Here is a 23071-nt window from a genome sequence, read left to right on the forward strand (position 1 = left end):
GGAACGCCGCCGACCCCAGGGGGCCGGCGGCGTTCCGTGAGCGACGGTGGAGCGCTGGACTACTTCTTGGCGCTGAGCTGCTCGATGATCGCCTTCGCGACGTCGTGCATGGTCAGGCGGCGGTCCATCGAGGCCTTCTGGATCCAGCGGAACGCCTCGGGCTCGGTGAGGCCCATCTTCTCGTTCAGCAGGCCCTTGGCGCGGTCGACGAGCTTGCGGGTCTCGAAGCGCTCGACGAGGTCGGCGACCTCGGCCTCGAGCGTGATGATCTGCTGGTACCGCGAGAGGGCGATCTCGATCGCGGGGAGCAGGTCGTTCGGGGTGAAGGGCTTGACCACGTAGGCCAGCGCGCCGGCCTCGGTGGCACGCTCGACGAGGTCCTTCTGGCTGAACGCGGTCAGCAGGACGACGGGCGCGATGTGGTTCTTGGACAGTTTCTCGGCTGCGGAGATGCCGTCGAGCTGGGGCATCTTGACGTCCATCACGACGAGGTCGGGGCGGAGGTCGGTCGCGAGCTGGACGGCGGTCTCACCGTCACCGGCTTCACCGACCACGTCGAACCCGTTGTCGCGGAGGATCTCCACGATGTCGAGGCGGATGAGCGACTCGTCCTCGGCGACGACGACGCGACGGGGTGCTGGTGCTGTTGCTTCTGTGTCACTCACGGGCGAAAGCCTACTAGACGACGGAAGTGCCGTATCCCAGACCACGCAGAACGATGCTTGGTACGAGTGGCGGGACGCGGATCGGTACTGCCCCGCTCGCCGTGAGCTTCTTGGGACGAGTGGCGGGACGCGGATCGGTACTGCCCCGCTCGCCGTGAGCTTCTTGGGACGAGTGGCGGGACGCGGATCGGTGCTGCCCCGCTCGCCGTGAGCTTCTTGGGACGAGTGGCGGGACGCGGATCGGTGCTGCCCCGCTCGCCGTGAGCATCTTGGTACGAGTGGCGGGACGCGGATCGGTGCTGCCCCGCTCGCCGTGAGCTTCTTGGTACGAGTGGCGGGACGCGGATCGGTGCTGCCCCGCACGCCGTGAGCTTCTTGGTACGAGTGGCGGGACGCGGATCGGTGCTGCCCCGCACGCCGTGCGCATCTTGGTACGAGTGGCGGGACGCGGATCGGTGCTGCCCCGCACGCCGTGCGCATCTTGGTACGAGTGGCGGGACGCGGATCGGTGCTGCCCCGCACGCCGTGCGCATCTTGGTACGAGTGGCGGGACGCGGATCGGTGCTGCCCCGCACGCCGTGCGCATCTTGGTACGAGTGGCGGGACGCGGATCGGTGCTGCCCCGCACGCCGTGCGCATCTTGGTACGAGTGGCGGGACGCGGATCGGTGCTGCCCCGCACGCCGTGCGCATCTTGGTACGAGTGGCGGGACTTGAACCCGCACGCCGTGAGGCAGAGCATTTTGAGTGCCCCGTGTCTGCCGATTCCACCACACTCGCGAGGAGGCCAACACTACCAGCCCGACCCGCGCCTCCCGGCCCGTCGTCGACCGTCTCAGGAGCCCTCGAGCGCCTCGATCGCCGCCACCAGACCAGCCCGTCGCGGCGACCGCCGCGGCAGCACCGCGAGCAGCGCGCGGAGCACGAGCGCGTCGGTCGCACCGTCCGGGGTGCGCGCCCACGCGAGCAGGGCGTCGACGCCGCCGTCGGCGACGACCGACTCGCGGAACCGCAGCCGCACCAGGTCACGGACAGCGTCGACGCCGGGTGCGGCGGAGCCCGGCAGGACCGGTCCGGCGTACCGGTCGACGGCCTGGAGGCGCGCCCCGCGTTCGAGCGCGGACAGCACGCCGTCGACGTCGGTCCGGACCCCGGTCACCCGGTACGGCCGCGACGTCACGGTCACGTCCGGGGCGTGCTGCGCGAGGACCCGGCGCAGCCGGACGACCTCGGCGCGCAGGGTGACGACCGAGCCCGGGTCTCCGTAGACGGCGGCGGCGAGGTCGGTCGCCGCGAGGCCGGCGGGGTGCGCGGCGAGCACGACGAGCAGTTCGGAGTGCCGGGCGGACAGCTCGACCCGGCGGTCGGCGATCCGGAGCACGGCGGTGTCGGTACCGAGCACGGTCAGCTCGGCCGACGGCACGCCGGGTGTCCGCACCGGTGGGCGGACCGCGGCCAGGGCGAGCTGGGCCTCGGCGGCGGCGACCGTAGCGGCGAGCAGCGAAAGCGTGTGCCGTTCGACTGCGCGGTCGTCGCCCGTCAGGTCGAGCACCCCGACGGTGGCGCCGCTCGCGTCGTGCACCGGGACGGCGGTGCACGAGAAGGGCTTGACGGCGTTCGCGTAGTGCTCGTCGGACCGGATCTGCACCGGACGGTCCAGACGCAGTGCCGTGCCGGGCGCGCTGGTGCCGACGCGGTCCTCCGACCAGTCGGCTCCGGGGACGAAGCCCATGTCCTCGGCGGCGCGACGCGTGGAGCGGGCGCCGTCGACCCAGACGAGACGACCCCCGGCGTCCGCGACGGCGACGACGCACCCGGCCGAGCGGGAGTCGTCGAGCAGCAGCCGACGGACCACCGGCAGCAGGGTGGCGAGGGGGCCGGCGTGCCGTACGGCATCGAGTTCGTCGTCGTCGAGGGCGAGGACCGGGGTGGCGTCGGGGTCGACCCGGGCGGACCGCTGCCACGACGCGGCGACGAGCGGGCGGAGCCGACCGGGTGCGCGCATGCGTCCTCCGATCGGCCCCACCCGCCGCTCCGTCGCGACGCGTGCGGTCAGCCTACGTCCGGGCCACCCGCGGGACCAGGCCGAGATCGGCGAGCTCGGCGTCGTCGAACATCCGCGACCGGGTGAGGAACCGTTTGCCCTCCGGGACCTCGACCGAGAACCCGCCGCCCCGACCGTCGACGACGTCGATCGTCAGGTGCGTGTACTTCCAGTACTCGAACTGCGACACCGACATGTAGACCTCGACCGGGTCCAGCCCGTCGACACGCAACGCGCCCAGCAGGACGTCCCCCGGGCCGGTCCGGAACATGCCGACGGGGTAGCACATCGGGCTCGAGCCGTCGCAGCAGCCGCCGGACTGGTGGAACATCAGCGGGCCGTGCCGGGCGGTGAGGGTGCGCAGGAGCTCCCCCGCCGCCGCCGTCACCGCGACGCGTGCGGTGTCGGGCATCAGAAGAAGCCCATCGGTCCGTCGGCGTAGGAGACGAGCAGGTTCTTCGTCTGCTGGTAGTGGTCGAGCATCATCTTGTGGTTCTCGCGCCCGATGCCGGACTGCTTGTAGCCGCCGAAGGCCGCACCCGCCGGGTACTGGTGGTAAGTGTTCGACCACACCCGCCCGGCCTGGATGTCACGTCCGGCGCGGTACAGGGTCGTGACGTCACGGCTCCACACCCCGGCGCCGAGCCCGTACAGGGTGTCGTTGGCCGTGGCGATCGCGTCGTCGTAACCGTTGAAGGACGTCAGGGCGAGCACGGGCCCGAAGATCTCCTCCTGGAAGATCCGCATCGAGTTGTCGCCCTCGAACACCGTCGGGGTGACGTAGTAGCCGCCCGTGAGTTCACCGCCCAGGTCCGCGCGTTCACCCCCGGTCAGGAGCGTCGCACCCTCCTGCTTGCCGATGTCGATGTAGCTCAGGATCTTCTCGAGCTGGTCGTTCGACGCCTGGGCGCCGATCATCGTGGACAGGTCGAGCGGGTGCCCCTGCTTGACGGCGCGGACGCGTTCCAGGCCGTCGGCGACGAACCCGTCGTAGATCTCCTCCGCCACCAGTGCCCGGGACGGACACGTGCAGACCTCGCCCTGGTTCAGGTTGAAGAACGTGAAGCCCTCGAGCGCCTTGTCGTAGAAGGAGTCCTTCTCGGCCGCCACGTCGGGGAAGAACACGTTCGGGCTCTTGCCGCCGAGCTCGAGCGTCACCGGGATGAGGCTCTGCGAGGCGTACTGCATGATCAGCCGCCCGGTGGTGGTCTCCCCCGTGAAGGCGATCTTCCGGATGTCCGGGTGCTGCGCGAGCGGTGCGCCGACCTCGATGCCGAAGCCGTTGACGACGTTGAGCACCCCGGCGGGCAGCAGGTCGCGGATGAGCTCGACGAGCACGTGGATGGACGCCGGGGTCTGCTCGGCGGGCTTCAGCACGACGCAGTTGCCGGCGGCGAGGGCCGGGGCGAGCTTCCACACCGCCATCAGGATCGGGAAGTTCCACGGGATGATCTGCCCGACGACGCCGAGCGGTTCGTGGAAGTGGTAGGCCACGGTGTCGTGGTCGATCTCGCCGGCGGACCCCTCCTGCGCACGGATCGCCCCGGCGAAGTACCGGAAGTGGTCGATCGCGAGCGGGATGTCCGCGCCGAGGGTCTCGCGGATCGGCTTGCCGTTCTCCCACGTCTCGGCGACGGCGAGCACCTCGAGGTGCTCCTCCATGCGGTCCGCGATCTTGTTGAGGATGACAGCGCGCTCGGCCGCGCTCGTCCGGCCCCAGGCCGGGAACGCCTTCCAGGCGGCGGCGACGGCGCGGTCGACGTCCGTCGAGTCGCCGCGGGCCACCTCGGTGAACACCTTGCCCGTGACGGGCGTCGGGTTCTCGAAGTACTGCCCGCTGGCGGACGGCACGTACTCGCCGCCGATGAAGTGGTCGTACCGGGATCGGTACTCGACCAGGGAGCCGGGCTCGCCGGGTGCGGCGTAGCTGGTGGGCGAGGGTGCGATGGTCATGGTGGTGCCCTTTCGACGACGCTGTCGGGGCGCACGGGTCGCGCGCCTGCTCCGCACGGTACGACCGCGGGGGTTGCAGGTCGTTGCACGGCCCGGGGCTCGGACGGGTAGCGTTCTGGACACCAGCGCTGGCGATCAGGGAGGAGCGCTCGTGGATTCTCGTGCAGTCAGGACGTTCCGGGTGTTCGTCGTCGTCACCGCGGTCGTCGCCATCGCACTGGGCATCGTGGCCATCGTCTGGCCCCGCCCGTCGCTCGTGCTCGTGGCGCTGCTGTTCGGCGTGTACCTCGTCGTGGCCGGGGCACTGCGCGTCTTCGCCGCGGTGCGGGGCCACGGCACCCGGCCGGTGTGGCGGTGGACGTCCGGCATCGTCGGCGGTCTGGTCGCGGTCGCGGGGCTCGTGACGCTGCTCGACCCGGCGATCCCGCTCGTCGTCTACGCCGTGCTCGCCGGGGTCGGGTTCCTGATCGAGGGGGTCGCCGCGATCGTCGGCGGCTTCGTCGGCCACCCGGGATCGTCACGCGTCCCGACGATCGTCAGCGGCGTGCTGTCCATCATCGGGGGCATCGTCGTGCTCGTCGCGCCCGGACTCGCGCTGACCGTCTTCATGGTCTTCGCCGGCATCGCGCTCATCGTCGTCGGGGCCGCGGCCCTGCTGCTCCTGCCGCCGCGCGCTGCCGTCCGCCGCTAGCCGCCGAGCGCCGCCGTCCGCTGCTCGACCGCGGCGCCCCTGCCGTCCGCCGCTAGGCCGACCCGGTGCCGAAGAGCAGCCCGAGTGCGTAGGTGACGATCGCCGCACCGAACCCGATGGCGAGCTGCCGGAAGGCCCGCTTGCCGGGAGACGCTCCGCTCAGCACGCCGACGACGGCACCGGTGCCGAGCAGGGCGATGCCCACCAGCCCGCCGGCCACCGCGATGGCCGGCCACCCCTGCATGCCGAACAGGAACGGCAGCACCGGGATGATCGCGCCCGAGGCGAAGAAGCAGAAGCTCGACACCGCGGCGCTCAGCCCGGTGCCGACCGCCTCGTGGTCGTCGGCGACCGCGGTGGAACCGGTCGCCGGCCGCCGCTCACCGATGCCGGACAGCACCTGCGCGGCGTGCTCGGACGCCTCGGCCTCGGACATCCCGCGCGCCCGGTAGACCAGGGCGAGCTCGTTCGCGTCGACGTCGAGGTCCGACACCGCCCTGCCGGCCTCGGGATGGGGCGCGGACGCCTCGAGCAGTTCGCGCTGCGACCGGACGGAGACGTACTCCCCCGCCCCCATCGACAACGCACCGGCCAGCAGGCCGGCGATGCCGCTCAGCAGCACGAAGTGCCGGTCGGCCCCCGAAGCGCTGATGCCGATGATGAGCGCCAGGTTGGACACCAGGCCGTCGTTCGCGCCGAACACCGCCGCCCGGAACGTGCCGGACAGCCGCATCCGGCCACGGTTCGCGAGCCCGCGCACGACCTCGCCGTGGATCCGCTCGTCGGCGGCCATCCGCGCGGTCGCGTCCGAGTCGTCGGCGTACGGCGAGCGGTCCTCGGCGCGCTGCATGAGCGCGAGGACGAAGACCGACCCGAACCGCTTGGCCAGCACGGCGAGCACCCGGGTGCGCAGGCTCCCCCGCTGCGGGCGTCCGACGTCGTCGCCGAGCAGGTCGAGCCAGTGGTCGGCGTGCCGTCCCTCGGCCTCGGCCAGCGCGGCGAGGATCTCGCGCTCCTCGCCGGAACGGCGGGCAGCGAGGTTGCGGTACACGGCCGCCTCGGCACGCTCGTCGGCCAGGTAGCGACGCCAGCGGCGGACGTCGGCGCGCGGCGCCGGGGTGTCGGATCGGAGGCTCACAGCGACCATCCTGCCGCCTGCGGCCGACGTCCGGTCACCGCCAGGGCCGTGGAGACGCGGCAGGGCGCGGCCCGGAAGCGGTCGGCGCTGCTCGCACCGGGCCTCCAGTCCGCGCCCTGGTGGCGACGGAGCCTCGGGATCAGTCCCGGACGTACGCCGGCGCGGCCTCGGCGTGGGCGTCGCCCACCCGGTGCACGCGCAGGTCGTTCGTCGAGCCCTCGATGCCGGGAGGGGACCCGGCCGTCACGATGACGCGGTCGCCGGGGGCGGCCAGGCCGTTCTCGAGCAGGACGTCGTCCACCTGCGAGAAGAGCTCGTCGGTGTGGGTCTTCCGCTCCACCAGGAACGAACGAACACCCCACGTGAGGGCCATCCGGCGGCGCGTGGCCTCGTTCGGGGTGAAGGCGATGATCGGCAGACCGTGGCGCAGGCGCGACATGCGGCGGGCCGAGTCGCCGGACTCCGTGAAGACGCAGAGGTACGACGCCTCGGTGAACTCGGCGATCTCGACGGCGGCGAGGGTGATCGCTCCGCCGAGGGTGCGCGGTTTGGTGCCGAGCGGGGCGATGCGCTCGAGACCGTGGTCCTCGGTGGACTCGACGATGCGGGCCATGGTGCGGACGGTCTGCACCGGGTACTCACCGACGCTCGTCTCACCGGACAGCATGACCGCGTCGGCACCGTCGAGGACGGCGTTGGCGACGTCGGACGTCTCGGCGCGGGTGGGGATCGGCGACGAGATCATCGACTCGAGCATCTGCGTCGCGACGATGACCGGCTTCGCCATGCGGCGGGACAGCTCGACGGCGCGCTTCTGCACGATCGGGACGGCCTCGAGCGGGAGCTCGACGCCGAGGTCACCGCGGGCGACCATGATGCTGTCGAAGGCGTCGATGATCTCCTCGAGCGCGTCGACGGCCTGGGGCTTCTCGACCTTGGCGATGACCGGCAGGCGCTTGCCCTCTTCGTCCATGATCTCGTGGGCACGCACGACGTCGCTCGCGTTGCGCACGAACGACAGCGCGATGAGGTCGGCGCCCTGGCGGATCGCCCAGCGCAGGTCGGCCTCGTCCTTCTCGCTCAGCGCGGGGACGTTGACGGCGACACCGGGCAGGTTGATGCCCTTGTTGTTGGACACCGTGCCGGGGACGACGACCTCGGTGCGGACCCGCACGCCGTCGGTGTCGAGGACACGGAGGCGGACACGGCCGTCGTCGATGAGGAGCGGGTCACTGGGCTTGACGTCCTGCGGCAGGCCCTTGAACGTCGTACCGCAGATCTCCTTCGAGCCGGGGACGTCCTCGGTCGTGATGGTGAAGATGTCACCGACCGCCAGGTCGTGCGGACCGTCGGCGAAGCGTGCCAGACGGATCTTCGGACCCTGCAGGTCGACGAGGATCGCAACGGGCTTGCCGAGTTCTTCGGCGGCACGACGGACGTTGACGTAGTTGGCCTCGTGGACGCTGTAGTCACCGTGGCTGAGGTTGAGGCGGGCGACGTCGACGCCCGCTTCGATGATCTCCTTGACGGTCTCGTAGTCCGACGTTGCCGGTCCGAGCGTCGAAACGATCTTTGCGCGTCTCAATGGATTCCTTCGTGGTGGTGGATGGAGCTTGGGTTTCCGCGCTGTGGGGCCGCGCGGAACGAAGCGAGGCCACCAGCACCCTACCGAGTGCTGGTGGCCTCGCGCTCACGGGAGCGTGAGCATCTGGTGGATCGCCGACATCAGACGGAGATCGCCCGGTCGGTCGCCTTGACCGGTGCCGGCAGGATCGTGGAGCCCTCGAGGTACTCGTCGACCTGGGCGGCCGCGGCACGGCCCTCGGCGATCGCCCACACGATGAGCGACTGCCCACGACCCGCGTCGCCGGCGACGAACACACCGGCCTCGTTGGTCGCGTAGTCGGCACGGCGGTCGAGCGCCCCGGAGACCGTGGTCGGCAGACCGAGCTGCGGCTCGATCGTGTCCGACTCGGGGCCGGTGAAGCCCATCGCGATGAGGACGAGGTCGGCCGGGATCTCCCGCTCGCTGCCCGCCTTCGGGACCCGTCGGCCGTCGAGGTACTCGGTCTCGGCGACCCGCAGCGCGCGGACCTCGCCGGCGTCGTTCGACAGGAACTCGACGGTGGAGGCGAGGAAGTGCCGCTCGCCGCCCTCTTCGTGGGCGCTCGTGATCTCGAACACGGTCGGGAACATCGGCCACGGCTGGTCGGACGGACGCTCGAGCGGCGGCTGCTTGCCGATCGCCAGGTTCGTCACGCTCAACGCGCCCTGGCGGTGGGCGGTGCCGATGCAGTCCGCGCCGGTGTCGCCGCCGCCGATGACGACGACGTGCTTGCCCTCGGCCGTGATCTGGTTGTCGACCGTCGTACCCGCGTTCGCCTTGTTCTGCTGGACCAGGTAGTCCATGGCGAAGTGCACGCCCTCGAGGTCGCGCCCCGGGATCGGCAGGTCGCGCGGCACCGTGGCACCGGTGGCGACGACGACCGCGTCGTAGCGTGACTTCAGGTCGTCCCAGGTGATGTCCCTACCGATCTCGACCCCGGCACGGAACCGGGTGCCCTCGGCCTGCATCTGAGCGAGACGCGCGTCGATCTGGCGCTTCTCCATCTTGAAGTCCGGGATGCCGTAACGGAGCAGGCCGCCGATGCGGTCGTCCCGCTCGTAGACGGCGACCGTGTGGCCGGCACGCGTGAGCTGCTGCGCGGCGGCGAGCCCGGCGGGGCCGGAGCCCACGACGGCGACGGTCTTGCCCGTCAGGCGCTCCGGCGGGTGGGGCGTGACCCAACCGTTCTGGAACGCCTGGTCGATGATCGAGACCTCGACCTGCTTGATCGTCACCGGGGGCTGGTTGATGCCGAGTACGCACGACGACTCGCACGGCGCGGGGCAGAGCCGACCCGTGAACTCCGGGAAGTTGTTCGTCTCGTGCAGGCGCTCGATCGCCTGCCGGCCCTCACCGCGCCACGTCAGGTCGTTCCACTCCGGGATCAGGTTGCCGAGCGGGCAGCCCTGGTGGCAGAACGGCACGCCGCAGTCCATGCAGCGGCCGGCCTGGCGCTTCAGGACACCGGACTCCTGCTGCTCGTAGACCTCTTTCCAGTCCATGAGCCGCACGGGCACGGGTCGCCGGGGCGGGAGTTCGCGTTCCTGGACCTTCAGGAATCCCTTGGGGTCAGCCACCGGTCACCTCCATGATCCTGTTCCAAACGATGTCACCGTCGGGGTCGAGCCCCTCGTCGACGGCCTGTCTGCGCGTCTCGAGCACCGCCGCGTAGTCGCGCGGCAGCACCTTGACGAAGTCGCTCAGGTCTCCGGACGCCAGCAGGTCGGACGCGAGCGTCGACCCCGTCTCGTCGGCGTGCCGGGTGAGCAGGTCGGTGACGATCTCGACGTCGGCGCTGTCGAGCGCCTCGAGCCGGAGTTCGCCGGACGCCAGGGCGTCGGTGTTCACGTGCTCCTCGCGGAGCCCACGGACGTACGCCGTGCCACCGGACATGCCGGCACCGAGGTTCCGGCCGGTCTCGCCGAGGATGAGCGCGAGCCCGCCCGTCATGTACTCGAGCGCGTGGTCGCCCACGCCCTCGACGACGGCCGTGGCACCGGAGTTCCGCACCAGGAACCGCTCGCCCACGATGCCGCGGATGAACATGCTGCCCTGGGTGGCGCCGTACCCGATGACGTTGCCGGCGATGACGTTCTCGGCGGGGTCGAAGCCCGAGCCGGCGTCGGGGCGGACGACGATCTGGCCGCCGGAGAGCCCCTTGCCGACGTAGTCGTTGCTGTCGCCGATCAGCCGCAGCGTGATGCCCGCCGGCAGGAACGCGCCGAGCGACTGCCCGGCGGAACCGCGCAGCGTCACGTCGATCGAACCGTTCGGCAGACCGTGTTCGCCGTGTCGCAGGGTCACCTGGTGGCCGAGCATGGTGCCGACGGCGCGCTCGGTGTTGCGGATGGGCAGGTCGAGCGCGATCGAACCGCCGTGGTCGAGCACGTCCGCGGTCTGCTGGATGAGCTGCACGTCGAAGTGCTGGTCCAGCTCGTGGTCCTGCTCGCGGTGGTGGCGGCGCGGTTCGGCGTCGTCGAAGTGCGGTCCCTTGAGCACCGGCGCGAGGTCGAGCCCTGAGGCCTTCCAGTGCTCGACGGCACGGTCGACGTCGAGCACGTCGGTCTGCCCGATGGCCTCGTCGAGGCTGCGGAAGCCGAGCTCGGCGAGGAGCTCGCGCACCTCTTGCGCGATGAACTCGAAGAAGTTCACGACGAACTCGGGCTTGCCGGAGAACCGCTTGCGGAGCTCGGGGTTCTGCGTGGCGACGCCGACCGGGCAGGTGTCCAGGTGACAGACCCGCATCAGGATGCAGCCCTCGACCACGAGCGGGGCGGTCGCGAAGCCGTACTCCTCGGCACCGAGCAACGCGGCCACGACGACGTCGCGCCCGGTCTTCATCTGCCCGTCCACCTGCACGACGACGCGGTCGCGCATGCCGTTCAGCATGAGCGTCTGCTGGGTCTCGGCCAGGCCGATCTCCCACGGGGTGCCGGCGTGCTTGAGCGAGTTCAGCGGGCTCGCGCCGGTGCCGCCGTCGTGGCCGGACACGAGCACGACGTCGGCCAGGGCCTTCGTCACGCCGGCCGCGACGGCACCGATGCCGGACTGGCTCACGAGCTTCACGTGGACGCGGGCGGCCGGGTTGGCCCGCTTGACGTCGAAGATCAGCTGCTTGAGGTCCTCGATGGAGTAGATGTCGTGGTGCGGCGGCGGCGAGATGAGGCCGACGCCCGCGGTGGCGTGCCGGGTGCGTGCCACCCACGGGTAGACCTTCGCCGGGGGCAGCTGACCGCCCTCGCCGGGCTTCGCACCCTGCGCCATCTTGAGCTGGATGTCGGTGGCGTGCGTGAGGTACATGCTCGTCACGCCGAAGCGGCCGGAGGCGACCTGCTTGATCGCGCTGCGGCGCTCGGGGTCGAGCAGCCGGTCGACGTCCTCGCCGCCCTCGCCCGTGTTCGAGCGACCGCCGAGTCGGTTCATCGCGATGGCGAGCGTCTCGTGGGCTTCCTTCGAGATGGACCCGTAGGACATCGCACCGGTGTTGAACCGCTTGACGATCGACTCGATCGACTCGACCTCGTCGAGCGCGATGGGCTTCCGCGTGCCCTGCTTGAAGCGGAACAGCCCGCGGAGCGTCATGAGCTGCTCGGACTGGTCGTTGACGGCGCTCGAGTACTCGCGGAAGATGTCGTACCGGCGAGCACGCGTGGCGTGCTGCAGGCGGAACACCGTGTCCGGGTTGAACAGGTGCGGCGGGCCCTGACGGCGCCACTGGTACTCGCCGCCGATCTGCAGTCGCTCGTGGGAGAGCACCGCGCCGTCCTGCGGGTACGCCTGGGCGTGCCGCTCGGCGTTCTCCTTGGCGATGACGTCGATGTCGACGCCGCCCAGGATCGACGAGGTGCCCGTGAAGTACTTGTCGACGAACTCCTGGCTGAGCCCGACGGCCTCGAACGCCTGCGCACCGGCGTAGCTGGACACCGTGGAGATGCCCATCTTCGACATGATCTTCAGCACGCCCTTGCCGAGCGCCTTGATGACGTTCTTGACGGCCTGCTCCGGGGTGATCCCGGGGATCATGCCGGCGCGCACCAGGTTCTCGCAGGTCTCCATCGCCAGGTACGGGTTGATCGCCGAGGCGCCGTACCCGATGAGGGTCGCCACGTGGTGGACCTCACGCACGTCGCCGGCCTCGACGATGAGCCCGACCTTCATGCGCTGTTCGGTGCGGATCAGGTGGTGGTGGACCGCGGCGAGGAGCAGGAGGCTCGGCACCGGTGCCTGCTCGGAGTTGCCGTCGCGGTCGGACAGCACGATGAACTGCTTGCCGGACTCGATCGCGGCGTCGACCTCGTCGCACACGGCAGCGATGCGCTTCTGCATCGCCTTCTTGCCGGCGTCGACGCGGTACAGGCCCTTGATCGTGACGGTCAGGTGGCGACCCGACTCGGTCTCGAAGTGCTGCACCTTGGCGAGCTGGTCGTTGTCGATCACCGGGAAGTCGAGCGTGATCTGCTTCGCGTGCTCGGGACCGGCGGAGAGCAGGTTGCGCTCCGGACCGAGCCCCATCCCCATCGAGGTGATGACCTGCTCGCGGATCGAGTCGAGCGGCGGGTTGGTCACCTGCGCGAACTGCTGCGTGAAGTAGTCGAAGAGCAGGCGCGGACGCTCCGACAGCACGGCGATCGGGGTGTCCGAGCCCATCGCACCGAGCGGTTCGGCCCCCGCTGCCGCCATCGGGCGCAGCAGGATCCTGACCTCTTCTTCGGTGTATCCGAACGCGCGCTGACGACGGGTGACCGAGGCCGGGGTGTGCACGATGTGCTCGCGCTCCGGCAGGTCGTTGAGGTTGATGCGGCCGGCTTCGAGCCAGTCGCCCCAGGGACCCGAGGCGGCGAGCTCGCGCTTGACCTCGTCGTCCTCGATGATGCGACCGGCCTCGGTGTCCACCAGGAACATCCGGCCCGGACGCAGACGCCCCTTGCGCACGACCTTGGCGGCCGGCACGTCGATGACCCCGGTCTCGGAGCCCATCACGATGAGGCCGTCGTCCGTGACCAGGAAGCGTCCGGGGCGCAGGCCGTTGCGGTCGAGGGTGGCGCCGACGAGCGAGCCGTCGGTGAAGGTGATCGCGGCGGGGCCGTCCCACGGCTCCATGAGCATCGAGTGGTACTCGTAGAACGCGCGGAGGTCCGGGTCCATCCCGACCTGGTTCTCCCATGCCTCGGGAACCATCATCGACACGGCGTGCGGCAGGGTCCGGCCGGTCAGGGTCAGCAGCTCGAGGACCTCGTCGAACGAGGCCGAGTCGCTCGCCCCCGGGCTCACGATGGGCAGCAGCGGGGCCATGTCGCCGAGCAGTTCGCTCTCGAGCTGCGACTGGCGGGCGCGCATCCAGTTGCGGTTGCCGCGCACCGTGTTGATCTCGCCGTTGTGGGCGATCGTCCGGAACGGCTGCGCGAGCGGCCACGACGGGAACGTGTTGGTGGAGTAGCGCGAGTGCACGATCGCGAGCTTCGAGGCGAAGCGCTCGTCGCTGAGGTCCGGGTAGAACGGTTCGAGCTGCAGCGTCGTGACCATGCCCTTGTAGACCATGGTGCGGCTCGACAGCGACATGAAGTACAGGTCGTTGTCGTGCTCGGCGCGCTTGCGGAGCCGGAAGGCCTGGCGGTCCAGCGCGATGCCGCTCCACGAGGCACCGTGCAGGTCGTGCCGGATGGAGGCGACGAAGAGCTGTTCGAACGCCGGCATCGCGGCACGGGCCAGCGTGCCGAGGACCTCCGGGCGCACCGGGACCTCGCGCCACCCGAGGACCTTCAGGCCCTCTTCGCGGGCGAGCCGCTCGACGGCGCCCTTCACCGCGTGGCGCGCGTCGTCGTCCAGGGGCAGGTAGGCGGTGCCGACGGCGTACTCCCCCGCTGCCGGCAGCTCGAAGGGCACGACGGCCCGCAGGAACTCGTCGGGCACCTGGCACAGGATGCCCGCGCCGTCACCGGTGCCCGCGTCGGAGCCCACGGCACCGCGGTGCTCGAGGTTCCGGAGCGCACCGAGCGCCGCGTCGACGATGTCGTGACCGGGCGTGCCGCGCAGGGTCGCGACCATCGCGAGCCCGCATGCGTCCTTCTCGTTCGCCGGGTCGTACATGCCCGTGGCGTCCGGGATCGCGGAGAAGCGGCGGTGCGGCGGCACGAGGCTCGTCGGTGCCGAGGGCTGGGTTGGCTGGAGCGCCATGGGGAACCGTCCTCACGAGGAAGTGGAACAGGGACAGCGGTGGCCCGGTGGTGCGTTCCGCCCGAGCGGGCGGGACTGGTGCCCGTGCCCGCCGTCAGTGAGTTGCCCTGCCGGCCGGCGAGGTTGCTGGGCCCCGCTTGTGGCGGGGGCCGTCTGGTGCTGCTGGTGGTGCTGCTGCGCGTCACCGGTGGTGGTCGGGAGGGGGTGTCTCCGCGACGCGATCAGCGAGTGGTCGTGACCGGATCGTCGCTCGTGACGCCGTCTGCTGCGTCGTCGTCGTGCTCCGAGAAGGTGTCGTCCGAGTCTACAACGGACCTCGGACGGGGCTCGCGCCCCGGCAGGTACGGGCTCGGCTCCTTGCCGGTGTGCCGACGGCTCTGCACCACGAAGATCAGGATGCCGATGACCACCGCGGCGAGGGCCACCCACACGTTGGTGCGGACACCGAAGAAGGTCTCGCTCGTGTCGACGCGGATGGACTCGAGCACCGAGCGTCCTGCGCCGTACCAGATCAGGTACAGACCGAGGACCTTGCCCCACTGCAGCGTGAACTTGCGCGCCAGGAACAGGATGACGACGACACCGAGGACGTTCCAGATGATCTCGTACAGGAACGTCGGGTGGAACAGCGTGCCCTCGGGCAGGCCCTTCGGGAACGCGGCGTTGCTCGAGTCGATCTCGAGGCCCCAGGGCAGGCTCGTCGGCATGCCGAAGAGCTCCTGGTTGAAGTAGTTGCCCAGGCGGCCGAAGGCCTGCGCGAGCAGGACGCCCGGCACGACGGCGTCGATGAACGACGTGAACCGCAGGCCCACCTGGCGGCAGCCGATCCACGCGCCGACCGACCCGAGGATGAGCGCGCCGAAGATGGCGAGCCCGCCCTCCCAGATGTACAGGAAGGACAGCGGGTCGATGCCGGGGCCGAAGTAGTCGGACACGTGGGTGAACACGTGGAAGAGGCGACCGCCGATGATGCCGGCGGGCACGGCCCAGATCGCGATGTCGATGATGATCCAGCGCTCGACGCCGCGGGCGTTGAGTCGGCGGTTCGCCAGGACGACCGCGGCCACGATCCCGATCAGGATGCAGATCGCGTACGCGTGGATGCGGAAGTCGAGGGGCAGCGACCAGCCGAACGCGTCGCGGAGCCAGGCGGTCAGGTCGAAGTACTGCCAGGCGGTGCTCGGGCTCGGGATGCTCAGGAGGGGCATGGAGGTGCTGTCGCCTTTCGGAACTGACGGGGCGCGGTCGACGTGGCGTCGGCCTCGCTCACTGTAGCGCGGGTCGCGGGCCCGACAGGAACTGGACTAGCGGCGGCGGGCGCCGGTGGAGAGGTCGGCGGCACGGTCGGCCACACCCTGCACACCGAGGTCGGCCAGCGCGCGGACGAACGCGGACCCGACGATGGCACCGTCGGCGTACTCGAGCACCTCGCCGACCTGCTCGGCCGTCGAGATCCCGAGACCCACGCAAGTGCGCTCGACCCCGGCGTCGCGCAGGCGCGACACCACCGTGCGAGCGGCGACGTCGACCCCGGCCCGTGCACCGGTCACACCCATCGTGGAGACGGCGTAGACGAACCCACGGCTGGCCTGGACCGCCTGGCGCATGCGCTCGTCGGACGAGGACGGTGCGGCGAGGAAGACCCGGTCGAGCCCGGTCCGCTCGGAGGCCTCGGTCCACGCGGAGGCCTCGTCGGGGATGAGGTCGGGCGTGATCAGGCCGGCGGCACCGGCGGCGACGAGGTCGTCCGCGAAACGGTCCACGCCGTAGCGCAGCACCGGGTTCCAATAGGTCATGACGAGCACCGGCACGTCGGCCCGCTCGGTGATCTGCTGCACGGCGTCGAAGACCTGTGCGACCCGGAAGCCGTTCGCCAGGCTCTCCTCGGCCGCCCGCTGGATCACGGGGCCGTCCATCACCGGGTCGGAGTACGGCAGGCCGAACTCGATGACGTCCACGCCGTTCTCGGCGAGGGCGACGGCGGCGTCGACGCTGGTCTGCAGGTTCGGGTACCCGGCGGGCAGGTAGCCGACGACGGCTCCGGCGCGCTCGGCGTTGGCGGTGTCGATCGTCGTGGCGACGGTCCGGTTCGTGGTCACAGCTGCACCGCGTTCTCGTCGAGGATGCCGAAGTAGCGACTGGCGGACGCGACGTCCTTGTCACCCCGGCCGGACAGGTTCACGAGCACGACGCCCTCGGGGCCGAGCTCCTTGCCGAGCTTCATCGCACCGGCGAGGGCGTGGGACGACTCGATCGCCGGGATGATGCCCTCGGTCTGGCTCAGCAGTCGGAACGCCTCCATCGCCTCGGTGTCGGTGATCGGCTGGTACTTCGCGCGGCCGATCGACGCCAGGTACGCGTGCTCCGGTCCGACGCTCGGGTAGTCGAGTCCGGCGGAGATGCTGTGGCTCTCGATCGTCTGGCCGTCCTCGTCCTGCATCAGGTACGACTTCGCGCCCTGCAGCACGCCCTCGCGACCGAGCGTGATGCTCGCCGCGTGGCGACCGGTCTCGACGCCGTCGCCGCCGGCCTCGAAGCCGTGCAGCGCGACGGACTCGTCGTCGAGGAACGCCTCGAAGATGCCCATCGCGTTCGAACCGCCGCCGACGCAGGCCGCGACGGCGTCCGGCAGGCGCCCGACGCGGTCGAGGACCTGCTGCCGCGCTTCCTCGCCGATGACCTTGTGGAACTCGCGCACCATCTCGGGGAAGGGGTGCGGACCGGCGACCGTGCCGAGCAGGTAGTGCGTCGACTCGACGTTGGCGACCCAGTCGCGCAGGGCGTCGTTGATGGCGTCCTTCAGGGTGCGCGAACCGGTCTCGACGGGGATCACCTCGGCGCCCAGCAGGCGCATCCGGGCGACGTTGAGGGCCTGTCGCTCCGTGTCGACAGCGCCCATGTAGACGACGCAGTCCATGCCGAACAGTGCGGCAGCGGTCGCGGTGGCGACGCCGTGCTGGCCGGCACCGGTCTCGGCGATCAGGCGGGTCTTGCCGAGCCGACGGGCGACGAGGGCCTGGCCGAGGACGTTGTTGATCTTGTGGGAGCCGGTGTGGTTCAGGTCCTCGCGCTTCAGGATGACCCGGGCACCACCGGCGTGCTTCGCGAACCGCGGCACCTCGGTGATGATCGAGGGGCGCCCGGTGTAGTCACGCTGCAGCTCGTCGAGCTCCGCACGGAACGCCGGGTCCGCCCAGGCCTGACGGAAGGCGGCCTCGAGCTCGTCGAGCGCGAGGACGAGGGACTCGGGGACGAAGCGTCCGCCGAAGTCACCGAAGTAGGGGCCGTGCAGGTCGCGGAGTGAGGTCACGATGTGTCTCCCGGGACGAGTCCGACGCGGCCGGTCGGCCGCGTCGGACGGGTGGAACGTGCGGCCGCGGTCGGCGGCCTCGATGCGTTGGCGGGTCAGGCCGCTCTTCGGCGGCACCGTGGGCGGATCGGGCCACGATTCGGCGGCCCCGTGGGCCGGTCAGGCCTGGTCGGCGGCGTCGACGAACGACGCCAGGGTCGCGGCAGGGTCGTCGCCCGTCACGAGCGCTTCACCGACCAGCACGACGTCGGCGCCCGCTGCACGGTAGTGGGCGACGTCGGCCGGACCGGAGACCGCGGACTCGGCGACCCGCACGACCCCGGCGGGGATGCGGTCGGCGAGCGACCCGAACAGGTCGCGGTCGAGCGAGAAGTCGGTCAGGTCACGGGCGTTGACGCCGAGGATGCGGGCACCGGCGTCGAGGCCACGCGTGACCTCGTCACCGGAGTGCGCCTCGACCAGCACGCGCATGCCGAGTTCTTCGGCCAGGGTGTGCAGTTCGACCAGGCGGGCCTGTTCGAGCGCCGCCACGATGAGCAGCACGACGTCGGCTCCGGACGCCCGGGCCTCGATCACCTGGTACGGGTCTGCGATGAAGTCCTTGCGGAGCACGGGGACCCCGACGCGGGCCTTCACGGCTTCGAGGTCGGCCAGGCTGCCGAGGAACTTGCGGCCCTCGGTCAGGACGCTGATCGTCGAGGCCCCGCCACGCTCGTAGTCGGCGGCGAGGGCGGCCGGGTCGGCGATCGCGGCCATCGACCCGCGGGACGGGCTGGCACGCTTGACCTCGGCGATGATCTTCACCCGATCGCCCGGGCTGAGGAACGCGAGGGCGTCGAGCGGCGACGCCACCCGGTCGAGGTCGCGTTCGACGTCCGAGTACGGACGATCGACACGACGGGCGGCGGCGTCCTCGAGCGCGCCCGCGACGAGGGTCTCGAGCACGTTCGGCATCGGGAGACCCCTACTCGCCGTGGTGCTTGGGGACGAACTTCGGACCGTCGACGCCGTAGCCGGCCTTCTTCATCACGCCACCGGCGATGAGGCCGATAAGGACGACGCCAGCGGAGGCCCAGACGCCCCACGGCTGGTCGAACCAGAAGAACAGCGTGCCTGCCGCGAATCCGATCAGCATGATCACGACGGCGGTCCAGGCGGCCGGCGAGTGGCCTTCGCCGAGTTCTGCGGGCTCAGTGTTGCTCACGGTGCTCCTCGTTCTGCTCCGGCGTCGTCGGTCGAGCGACGCCCTGTCGATCCTACCGTGTCGTCACTCGGCGCCCCCGCGCCCGCGCCGTCGGCGGTGGTCGGGTCCACGCCCGCGCTCAGGTCGTCCCAGTCGACGACCGCGTCGCGCTGGACGGGTGCTGCTGCGCGTGCCGCCGCGGCGGCCCCGGCGGTCGCCGCACCGTACTTCCGGCTCGGGCCGGGCCAGGCGCGCTGGACCACGATGACGACCACGCCGAGCAGCACGGCGAGCACGCCGCCCGCGATCCCGACGGCGGGCCACGGGCTCACGGAGACGCTCGACACGACACCGCGGACGGCGCCGAGGTCGCTGACCCCGGCGACCTCGCCGACGGCACCGCGTGCAGCGGCGATCGGGTCACCGAGTGCGGTGATCCCGCTGACGACCACGCCGAGGCCGAGCAGGATCTCGACGGCGGCGAGCACGATGCGCAACACCCGTCCGGCGATGGTCATCGCCAGGAAGAGTGCGAGGCTGGCGATCGCCAGCGCGGTGTACTGCGGCACGACCGCCGCCCCGTCGGCCGAGACCGTCGAGGTGACGGCGGCACCCGCGTGCAGGCGCACGGTGAACCAGGTCTGGGTCCAGGCGAGCATGATGACGCCGGCGACCAGGAGCCCGGCGACCACGACGATCGGACGCGAGCGCTTCACGAGCGGACCTCGCGCATCCGGTTGGCCGTGGCGACGGCACGCAGCGGCGCGGCGGCCTTGTTGACCGCCTCGACGTGCTCGGTCTCCGGGTCGGAGTCCGCCACGAGCCCGGCACCGGCCTGCACGCGGGCGACGCCGTCCTTGATCAGGGCCGTTCGGATCGCGATCGCCAGGTCGGCGTCACCGGCGAAGTCGAAGTACCCGACGACTCCGGCGTACGCACCGCGCTTCGCCGGCTCGAGCTCGTCGATGATCTCGAGCGCACGCGGCTTCGGCGCACCCGAGAGCGTGCCGGCCGGGAACGTCGCCCGGAACACGTCGATCGCCGAGGCGTCGGGACGCACCCGCCCCTCGACGCTCGACACCAGGTGCATGATGTGGCTGAACCGCTCGACGGTCATGAACTCGGTGACGCTGACGGTGCCCGGCTCGCACACCTTCTGCAGGTCGTTGCGGGCGAGGTCGACGAGCATCAGGTGCTCGGCGCGCTCCTTCGGGTCGCCGAGCAGGTCCTCGCCGAGGCGGACGTCCTCTTCCGGGGTCGCACCGCGCGGGCGGGACCCGGCGATCGGGTGTGTGATCGCGCGGTCACCCTGCACCTTGACCAGGGCCTCTGGCGAGGCCCCGACGATCCAGAACCGCTCGTCGGCGGTGTCCGCGAGGGCGAGGAAGTACATGTACGGACTCGGGTTCAGCGTCCGGAGGACCCGGTAGACGTCGAGCGGGTCGGCCGTGACCTCGTGGTCGAACCGCTGCGAGATGACGACCTGGAACACGTCGCCGTCGCGGATGAAGCCCTTCGAGCGCTCGACGGCCGCCATGTAGTCGGCCGGGCTCGTACGGTGGGTCGGGGTCGGCTCGGCGATCTCGAAGGCCTCGGCGACGGTCGCGACGCTCGGTTGCACCAGGTCGCCCTGCATGCGGTCGAGGCGCTGCTGCGCGTCCGCCCAGAGGGTGTCCGCGTCGTCGGTGCCGTCGTTCAGCACGCTCGCGACGAGCAGCACGAGACCGGTGCGGTGGTCGAGCGCGGCGAGTTCGGAGACGAACGACAGCGCCTGTCCGGGGACGTCGAAGTCGGCTGGCGGCACGTTCGGCAGGTGCTCGAGCTGCCGCACGGCCTCCCACCCGATGAAGCCCACGGTGCCGCCGACGAGCGGCGGCGAGCCGGGCACCCGCGGCGTGGCCCAGCGCTCGTGCAACCGTGCGAGGACCTCGAGGGGGGCGCCTTCGAGCGACCCGACGGCGCGCTCGGCGTCGATGCCGGTGTCGATCCATGCCGCGCGGTCGCCGTCCTGCGTCAGGACGCCGAAGCTCCGGACGCCGACGAACGACCAGCGCGACCACAGGCCGCCCTGGCCGGCGGACTCGAGCAGGAAGGACCCGGGGCGGCCGTCGGCGAGCTTGCGGTAGACGCCGACCGGCGTCTCGCTGTCGCCGTACAGCGCGCGGACGACCGGCAGGACCCGGTGGTCGCCGAGCAGGCCGTCGAACTCAGGTCGGGAGGTCGTGTGCGGGGTGTCGGAGATCGTCGCGGTGGTCATCGCGTCGGCTCCCCGGCCGTGTCCGCCGGGGCGGACATGGTCACGGGCGCGAGCGGGTCGACGTCGAAGCACCGGTGCGCCCCGGTGTGGCACGCCGCCCCGACCTGCTGCACCGTGACGAGGAGCGTGTCGTCGTCGCAGTCCAGCGCAGCGCCCCGGACGTACTGGGCGTGTCCCGACGTGTCGCCCTTCCGCCAGTACTCGTTCCGCGACCGCGACCAGAAGGTCACACGGCCTTCGGTGAGGGTGCGGCGGAGGGCTTCCCGGTCCATGTAGCCGAGCATGAGGACGTCCTTCGACGATTCCTCCTGCACGATGGCGGGGAGCAGGCCGTCCGCTCCGAAGCGTGCGCGGTCGAGGACCGCCTCGGTGTCGGTGCTGGTGCTGTCGGTCATGAGACTCCTAGCCTACGGCGGCGGATCAGCGGACGGCGTGGCCGGTCGCGCGGAGCGCGGCCTTGACGTCCCCCACGGTCATCTCGCCACGGTGGAAGACGCTGGCGGCGAGGACTGCATCCGCACCCGCGTCGACGGCCGGGGCGAAGTGCTCGACGCGACCCGCGCCTCCCGAGGCGATCACCGGGACGGACGAGACGGCGCGCACCGCGGTCACGAGTTCGAGGTCGAACCCGTTCTTCGTGCCGTCGGCGTCGATGGAGTTGACCAGCAGTTCCCCCGCGCCGCGCTCGACGGCCTCGCGTGCCCACGCGATGGCGTCGAGGTCGGACTCGGTCCGCCCGCCGTGGGTGGTCACCACGAAGCCCGAGGGCATCCGGTCGGACCGCTTGACGTCGAGCGACAGCACGACTGCCTGGGCGCCGAACCGGTCGGCGATCTCGCCGATGAGCTCGTGCCGTGCGATGGCTGCGCTGTTCACGCCGATCTTGTCCGCGCCGCACTGCTGCAGCCGCGAGACGTCGTCGACACTGCGCACCCCACCGCCGACGGTGAGCGGGATGAAGACCTGCTCGGCCGTCCGGGTCACGGTGTCGTACATCGTCGCGCGGTTCTCGACCGTGGCGCCGACGTCCAGGAAGGTCAGCTCGTCGGCACCTTGCTCGTAGTAGCGAGCCGCGAGCTCGACGGGGTCACCGGCGTCCTGGAGGTCCAGGAAGTTGACGCCCTTGACGACGCGACCGCCCTTGACGTCGAGGCACGGGATGACCCGCACCGACACGCCACCGGCGGTCACAGGCGTGCGGCGTGGATCGGGCTGACGAGGATCGCCCGGGCGCCGAGGTCGTAGAGCGCGTCCATGATGAGGTTCGCGTCGTCGCGCGGGATCATCACGCGGACCGCGGCCCAGTCGCGGTCGTGCAGCGGCGACACGGTGGGCGACTCGATGCCGGACGCCACCGCGGTCGCCTGCTCGAGCAGGGCCGTGGGGACGTCGTAGTCGAGCATCACGTAGCCACGGGCGACGAGCACGCCCTGCAGACGCCGGCGCAGCACGTCGATGCCGGGGATGGTCTCGTCGGTGGAGACGAGCACCGCGGTCGACTCGAGGATCACCGGGCCGAAGATCTCGAGCCCCGCCTGCCGGAGCGTGCTGCCCGTCGACACGACGTCGGCCACGGCGTCGGCGACCCCGAGCCGCACGGCGCTCTCGACCGCGCCGTCGAGCTTCACGAGCGTGGAGCTGACCCCGTGCTCGGCGAGGAACGCACCGACCAGGCCGGGGTAGCTCGTGGCCACGCGCACGCCGTCGAGGTCCTGCAGCGAGGCGAACCGACCCGGGGTGCCGGCGAACCGGAAGGTGGAGTCGGCGAAGCCGAGCGCGTCGACCTCGTGCGCCTCGGACCCGGAGTCGAGCAGCAGGTCGCGGCCGGTGATGCCGACGTCGAGCGCGCCGGACCCCACGTACGTGGCGATGTCCCGCGGGCGGAGGAAGAAGAACTCGACGCCGTTGCGCTCGTCGAGCAGGTGCAGCGCCTTCGGGTCGCGGCGGCCGGCGTACCCGGCCTCCCGCAGCATGTCGGACGCGGTCTCGGACAGGGAGCCCTTGTTGGGCACGGCGATGCGGAGCATCAGTGGGTCTGCTTTCTGTGGGGT

General features: G+C 71.1%; 19 protein-coding genes and 1 tRNA gene. 1 reads left to right on the top strand and 19 read right to left on the bottom strand.

The annotated features are described in order from the left end of the window. Positions 1-59: 59 nt before the first annotated feature. The 5 genes from DEJ35_RS09480 to DEJ35_RS09500 all read right to left on the bottom strand — a co-directional run bounded on the left by DEJ35_RS09480 (position 60) and on the right by DEJ35_RS09500 (position 4661). Entirely contained in the window at positions 60-665 is a 606-nt protein-coding gene (locus DEJ35_RS09480) for an ANTAR domain-containing response regulator (RefSeq protein WP_017887240.1), read from the bottom strand. 694 nt (positions 666-1359) lie between these two features. Continuing rightward, positions 1360-1444 (bottom strand) — tRNA-Leu (locus DEJ35_RS09485). Positions 1445-1499: 55 nt separating this feature from the next. Further along, on the bottom strand, positions 1500-2669 hold the full coding sequence (locus DEJ35_RS09490) for a helix-turn-helix domain-containing protein (protein ID WP_111192631.1): 1170 nt from the start codon (positions 2667-2669) through the stop codon (positions 1500-1502). 52 nt (positions 2670-2721) lie between these two features. Continuing rightward, positions 2722-3120, bottom strand: a complete 399-nt coding sequence (locus tag DEJ35_RS09495) for a DUF779 domain-containing protein (RefSeq protein ID WP_111192632.1) — start codon at positions 3118-3120, stop codon at positions 2722-2724. After that, the gene (locus DEJ35_RS09500; RefSeq protein ID WP_111192633.1) at positions 3120-4661 is read right to left on the bottom strand and encodes an aldehyde dehydrogenase family protein; all 1542 of its coding nucleotides are present in this window, start codon (positions 4659-4661) and stop codon (positions 3120-3122) included. Before DEJ35_RS09500 ends, DEJ35_RS09495 begins: the two co-directional genes overlap by 1 nt. 151 nt (positions 4662-4812) lie before the next feature. Here DEJ35_RS09500 and DEJ35_RS09505 point away from each other — a divergent pair, with 151 nt between their 5' ends. After that, the gene (locus DEJ35_RS09505; protein ID WP_181419974.1) at positions 4813-5352 is read left to right on the top strand and encodes an HdeD family acid-resistance protein; all 540 of its coding nucleotides are present in this window, start codon (positions 4813-4815) and stop codon (positions 5350-5352) included. Positions 5353-5404: 52 nt separating this feature from the next. Here the strand turns inward: DEJ35_RS09505 and DEJ35_RS09510 are convergent, their stop codons facing one another. The 14 genes from DEJ35_RS09510 to hisG form a co-directional block, all read right to left on the bottom strand. Next, entirely contained in the window at positions 5405-6499 is a 1095-nt protein-coding gene (locus tag DEJ35_RS09510; RefSeq protein ID WP_111090419.1) for a VIT1/CCC1 transporter family protein, read from the bottom strand. Positions 6500-6629: 130 nt separating this feature from the next. Continuing rightward, on the bottom strand, positions 6630-8075 hold the full coding sequence (pyk, locus tag DEJ35_RS09515; RefSeq protein ID WP_111192634.1) for a pyruvate kinase: 1446 nt from the start codon (positions 8073-8075) through the stop codon (positions 6630-6632). A gap of 140 nt (positions 8076-8215) precedes the next feature. After that, the gene (locus DEJ35_RS09520) at positions 8216-9673 is read right to left on the bottom strand and encodes a glutamate synthase subunit beta (RefSeq protein ID WP_110858958.1); all 1458 of its coding nucleotides are present in this window, start codon (positions 9671-9673) and stop codon (positions 8216-8218) included. After that, a complete protein-coding gene (gene gltB, locus DEJ35_RS09525; RefSeq protein WP_375231891.1) occupies positions 9666-14270 on the bottom strand; it encodes a glutamate synthase large subunit in 4605 nt (1534 codons plus the stop codon). Before gltB ends, DEJ35_RS09520 begins: the two co-directional genes overlap by 8 nt. A 221-nt stretch (positions 14271-14491) precedes the next feature. Further along, complete coding sequence (lgt, locus tag DEJ35_RS09530) at positions 14492-15478, bottom strand: prolipoprotein diacylglyceryl transferase (RefSeq protein ID WP_181419975.1); 987 nt, start codon at positions 15476-15478, stop codon at positions 14492-14494. Between the two features lie 96 nt (positions 15479-15574). Further along, positions 15575-16369 carry a tryptophan synthase subunit alpha gene (gene trpA, locus DEJ35_RS09535; protein WP_110858959.1) on the bottom strand — a complete coding sequence of 265 codons (795 nt, stop codon included), beginning with the start codon at positions 16367-16369 and terminating at the stop codon, positions 15575-15577. Further along, positions 16366-17580 (bottom strand): tryptophan synthase subunit beta, encoded by a 1215-nt coding sequence (gene trpB / locus DEJ35_RS09540; RefSeq protein ID WP_111090502.1) that lies wholly within the window; start codon positions 17578-17580, stop codon positions 16366-16368. The genes trpA and trpB overlap by 4 nt, the downstream gene beginning before the upstream one ends. Before the next feature lie 159 nt (positions 17581-17739). Next, positions 17740-18525: an indole-3-glycerol phosphate synthase TrpC gene (gene trpC, locus DEJ35_RS09545; protein ID WP_110859138.1), complete on the bottom strand. Its 786-nt coding sequence runs from the start codon at positions 18523-18525 to the stop codon at positions 17740-17742. A 19-nt stretch (positions 18526-18544) separates the two neighbouring features. Continuing rightward, a complete protein-coding gene (locus DEJ35_RS09550; protein WP_111090420.1) occupies positions 18545-18784 on the bottom strand; it encodes an HGxxPAAW family protein in 240 nt (79 codons plus the stop codon). After that, complete coding sequence (locus tag DEJ35_RS09555) at positions 18781-19479, bottom strand: Trp biosynthesis-associated membrane protein (protein WP_110858960.1); 699 nt, start codon at positions 19477-19479, stop codon at positions 18781-18783. The genes DEJ35_RS09550 and DEJ35_RS09555 overlap by 4 nt, the downstream gene beginning before the upstream one ends. Then, positions 19476-21020, bottom strand: a complete 1545-nt coding sequence (locus DEJ35_RS09560) for an anthranilate synthase component I (RefSeq protein WP_110858961.1) — start codon at positions 21018-21020, stop codon at positions 19476-19478. Before DEJ35_RS09560 ends, DEJ35_RS09555 begins: the two co-directional genes overlap by 4 nt. After that, the gene (hisI, locus tag DEJ35_RS09565) at positions 21017-21415 is read right to left on the bottom strand and encodes a phosphoribosyl-AMP cyclohydrolase (RefSeq protein WP_110858962.1); all 399 of its coding nucleotides are present in this window, start codon (positions 21413-21415) and stop codon (positions 21017-21019) included. Before hisI ends, DEJ35_RS09560 begins: the two co-directional genes overlap by 4 nt. 25 nt (positions 21416-21440) lie before the next feature. Continuing rightward, on the bottom strand, positions 21441-22211 hold the full coding sequence (gene hisF / locus DEJ35_RS09570) for an imidazole glycerol phosphate synthase subunit HisF (RefSeq protein ID WP_110858963.1): 771 nt from the start codon (positions 22209-22211) through the stop codon (positions 21441-21443). After that, positions 22208-23047, bottom strand: coding sequence for an ATP phosphoribosyltransferase (gene hisG / locus DEJ35_RS09575; protein ID WP_027465727.1), 840 nt, complete (start codon positions 23045-23047; stop codon positions 22208-22210). Before hisG ends, hisF begins: the two co-directional genes overlap by 4 nt. Positions 23048-23071 lie beyond the last annotated feature (24 nt).

Source organism: Curtobacterium sp. MCPF17_051 (genome assembly GCF_003234595.1).
GTDB lineage: Bacteria > Actinomycetota > Actinomycetes > Actinomycetales > Microbacteriaceae > Curtobacterium > Curtobacterium flaccumfaciens.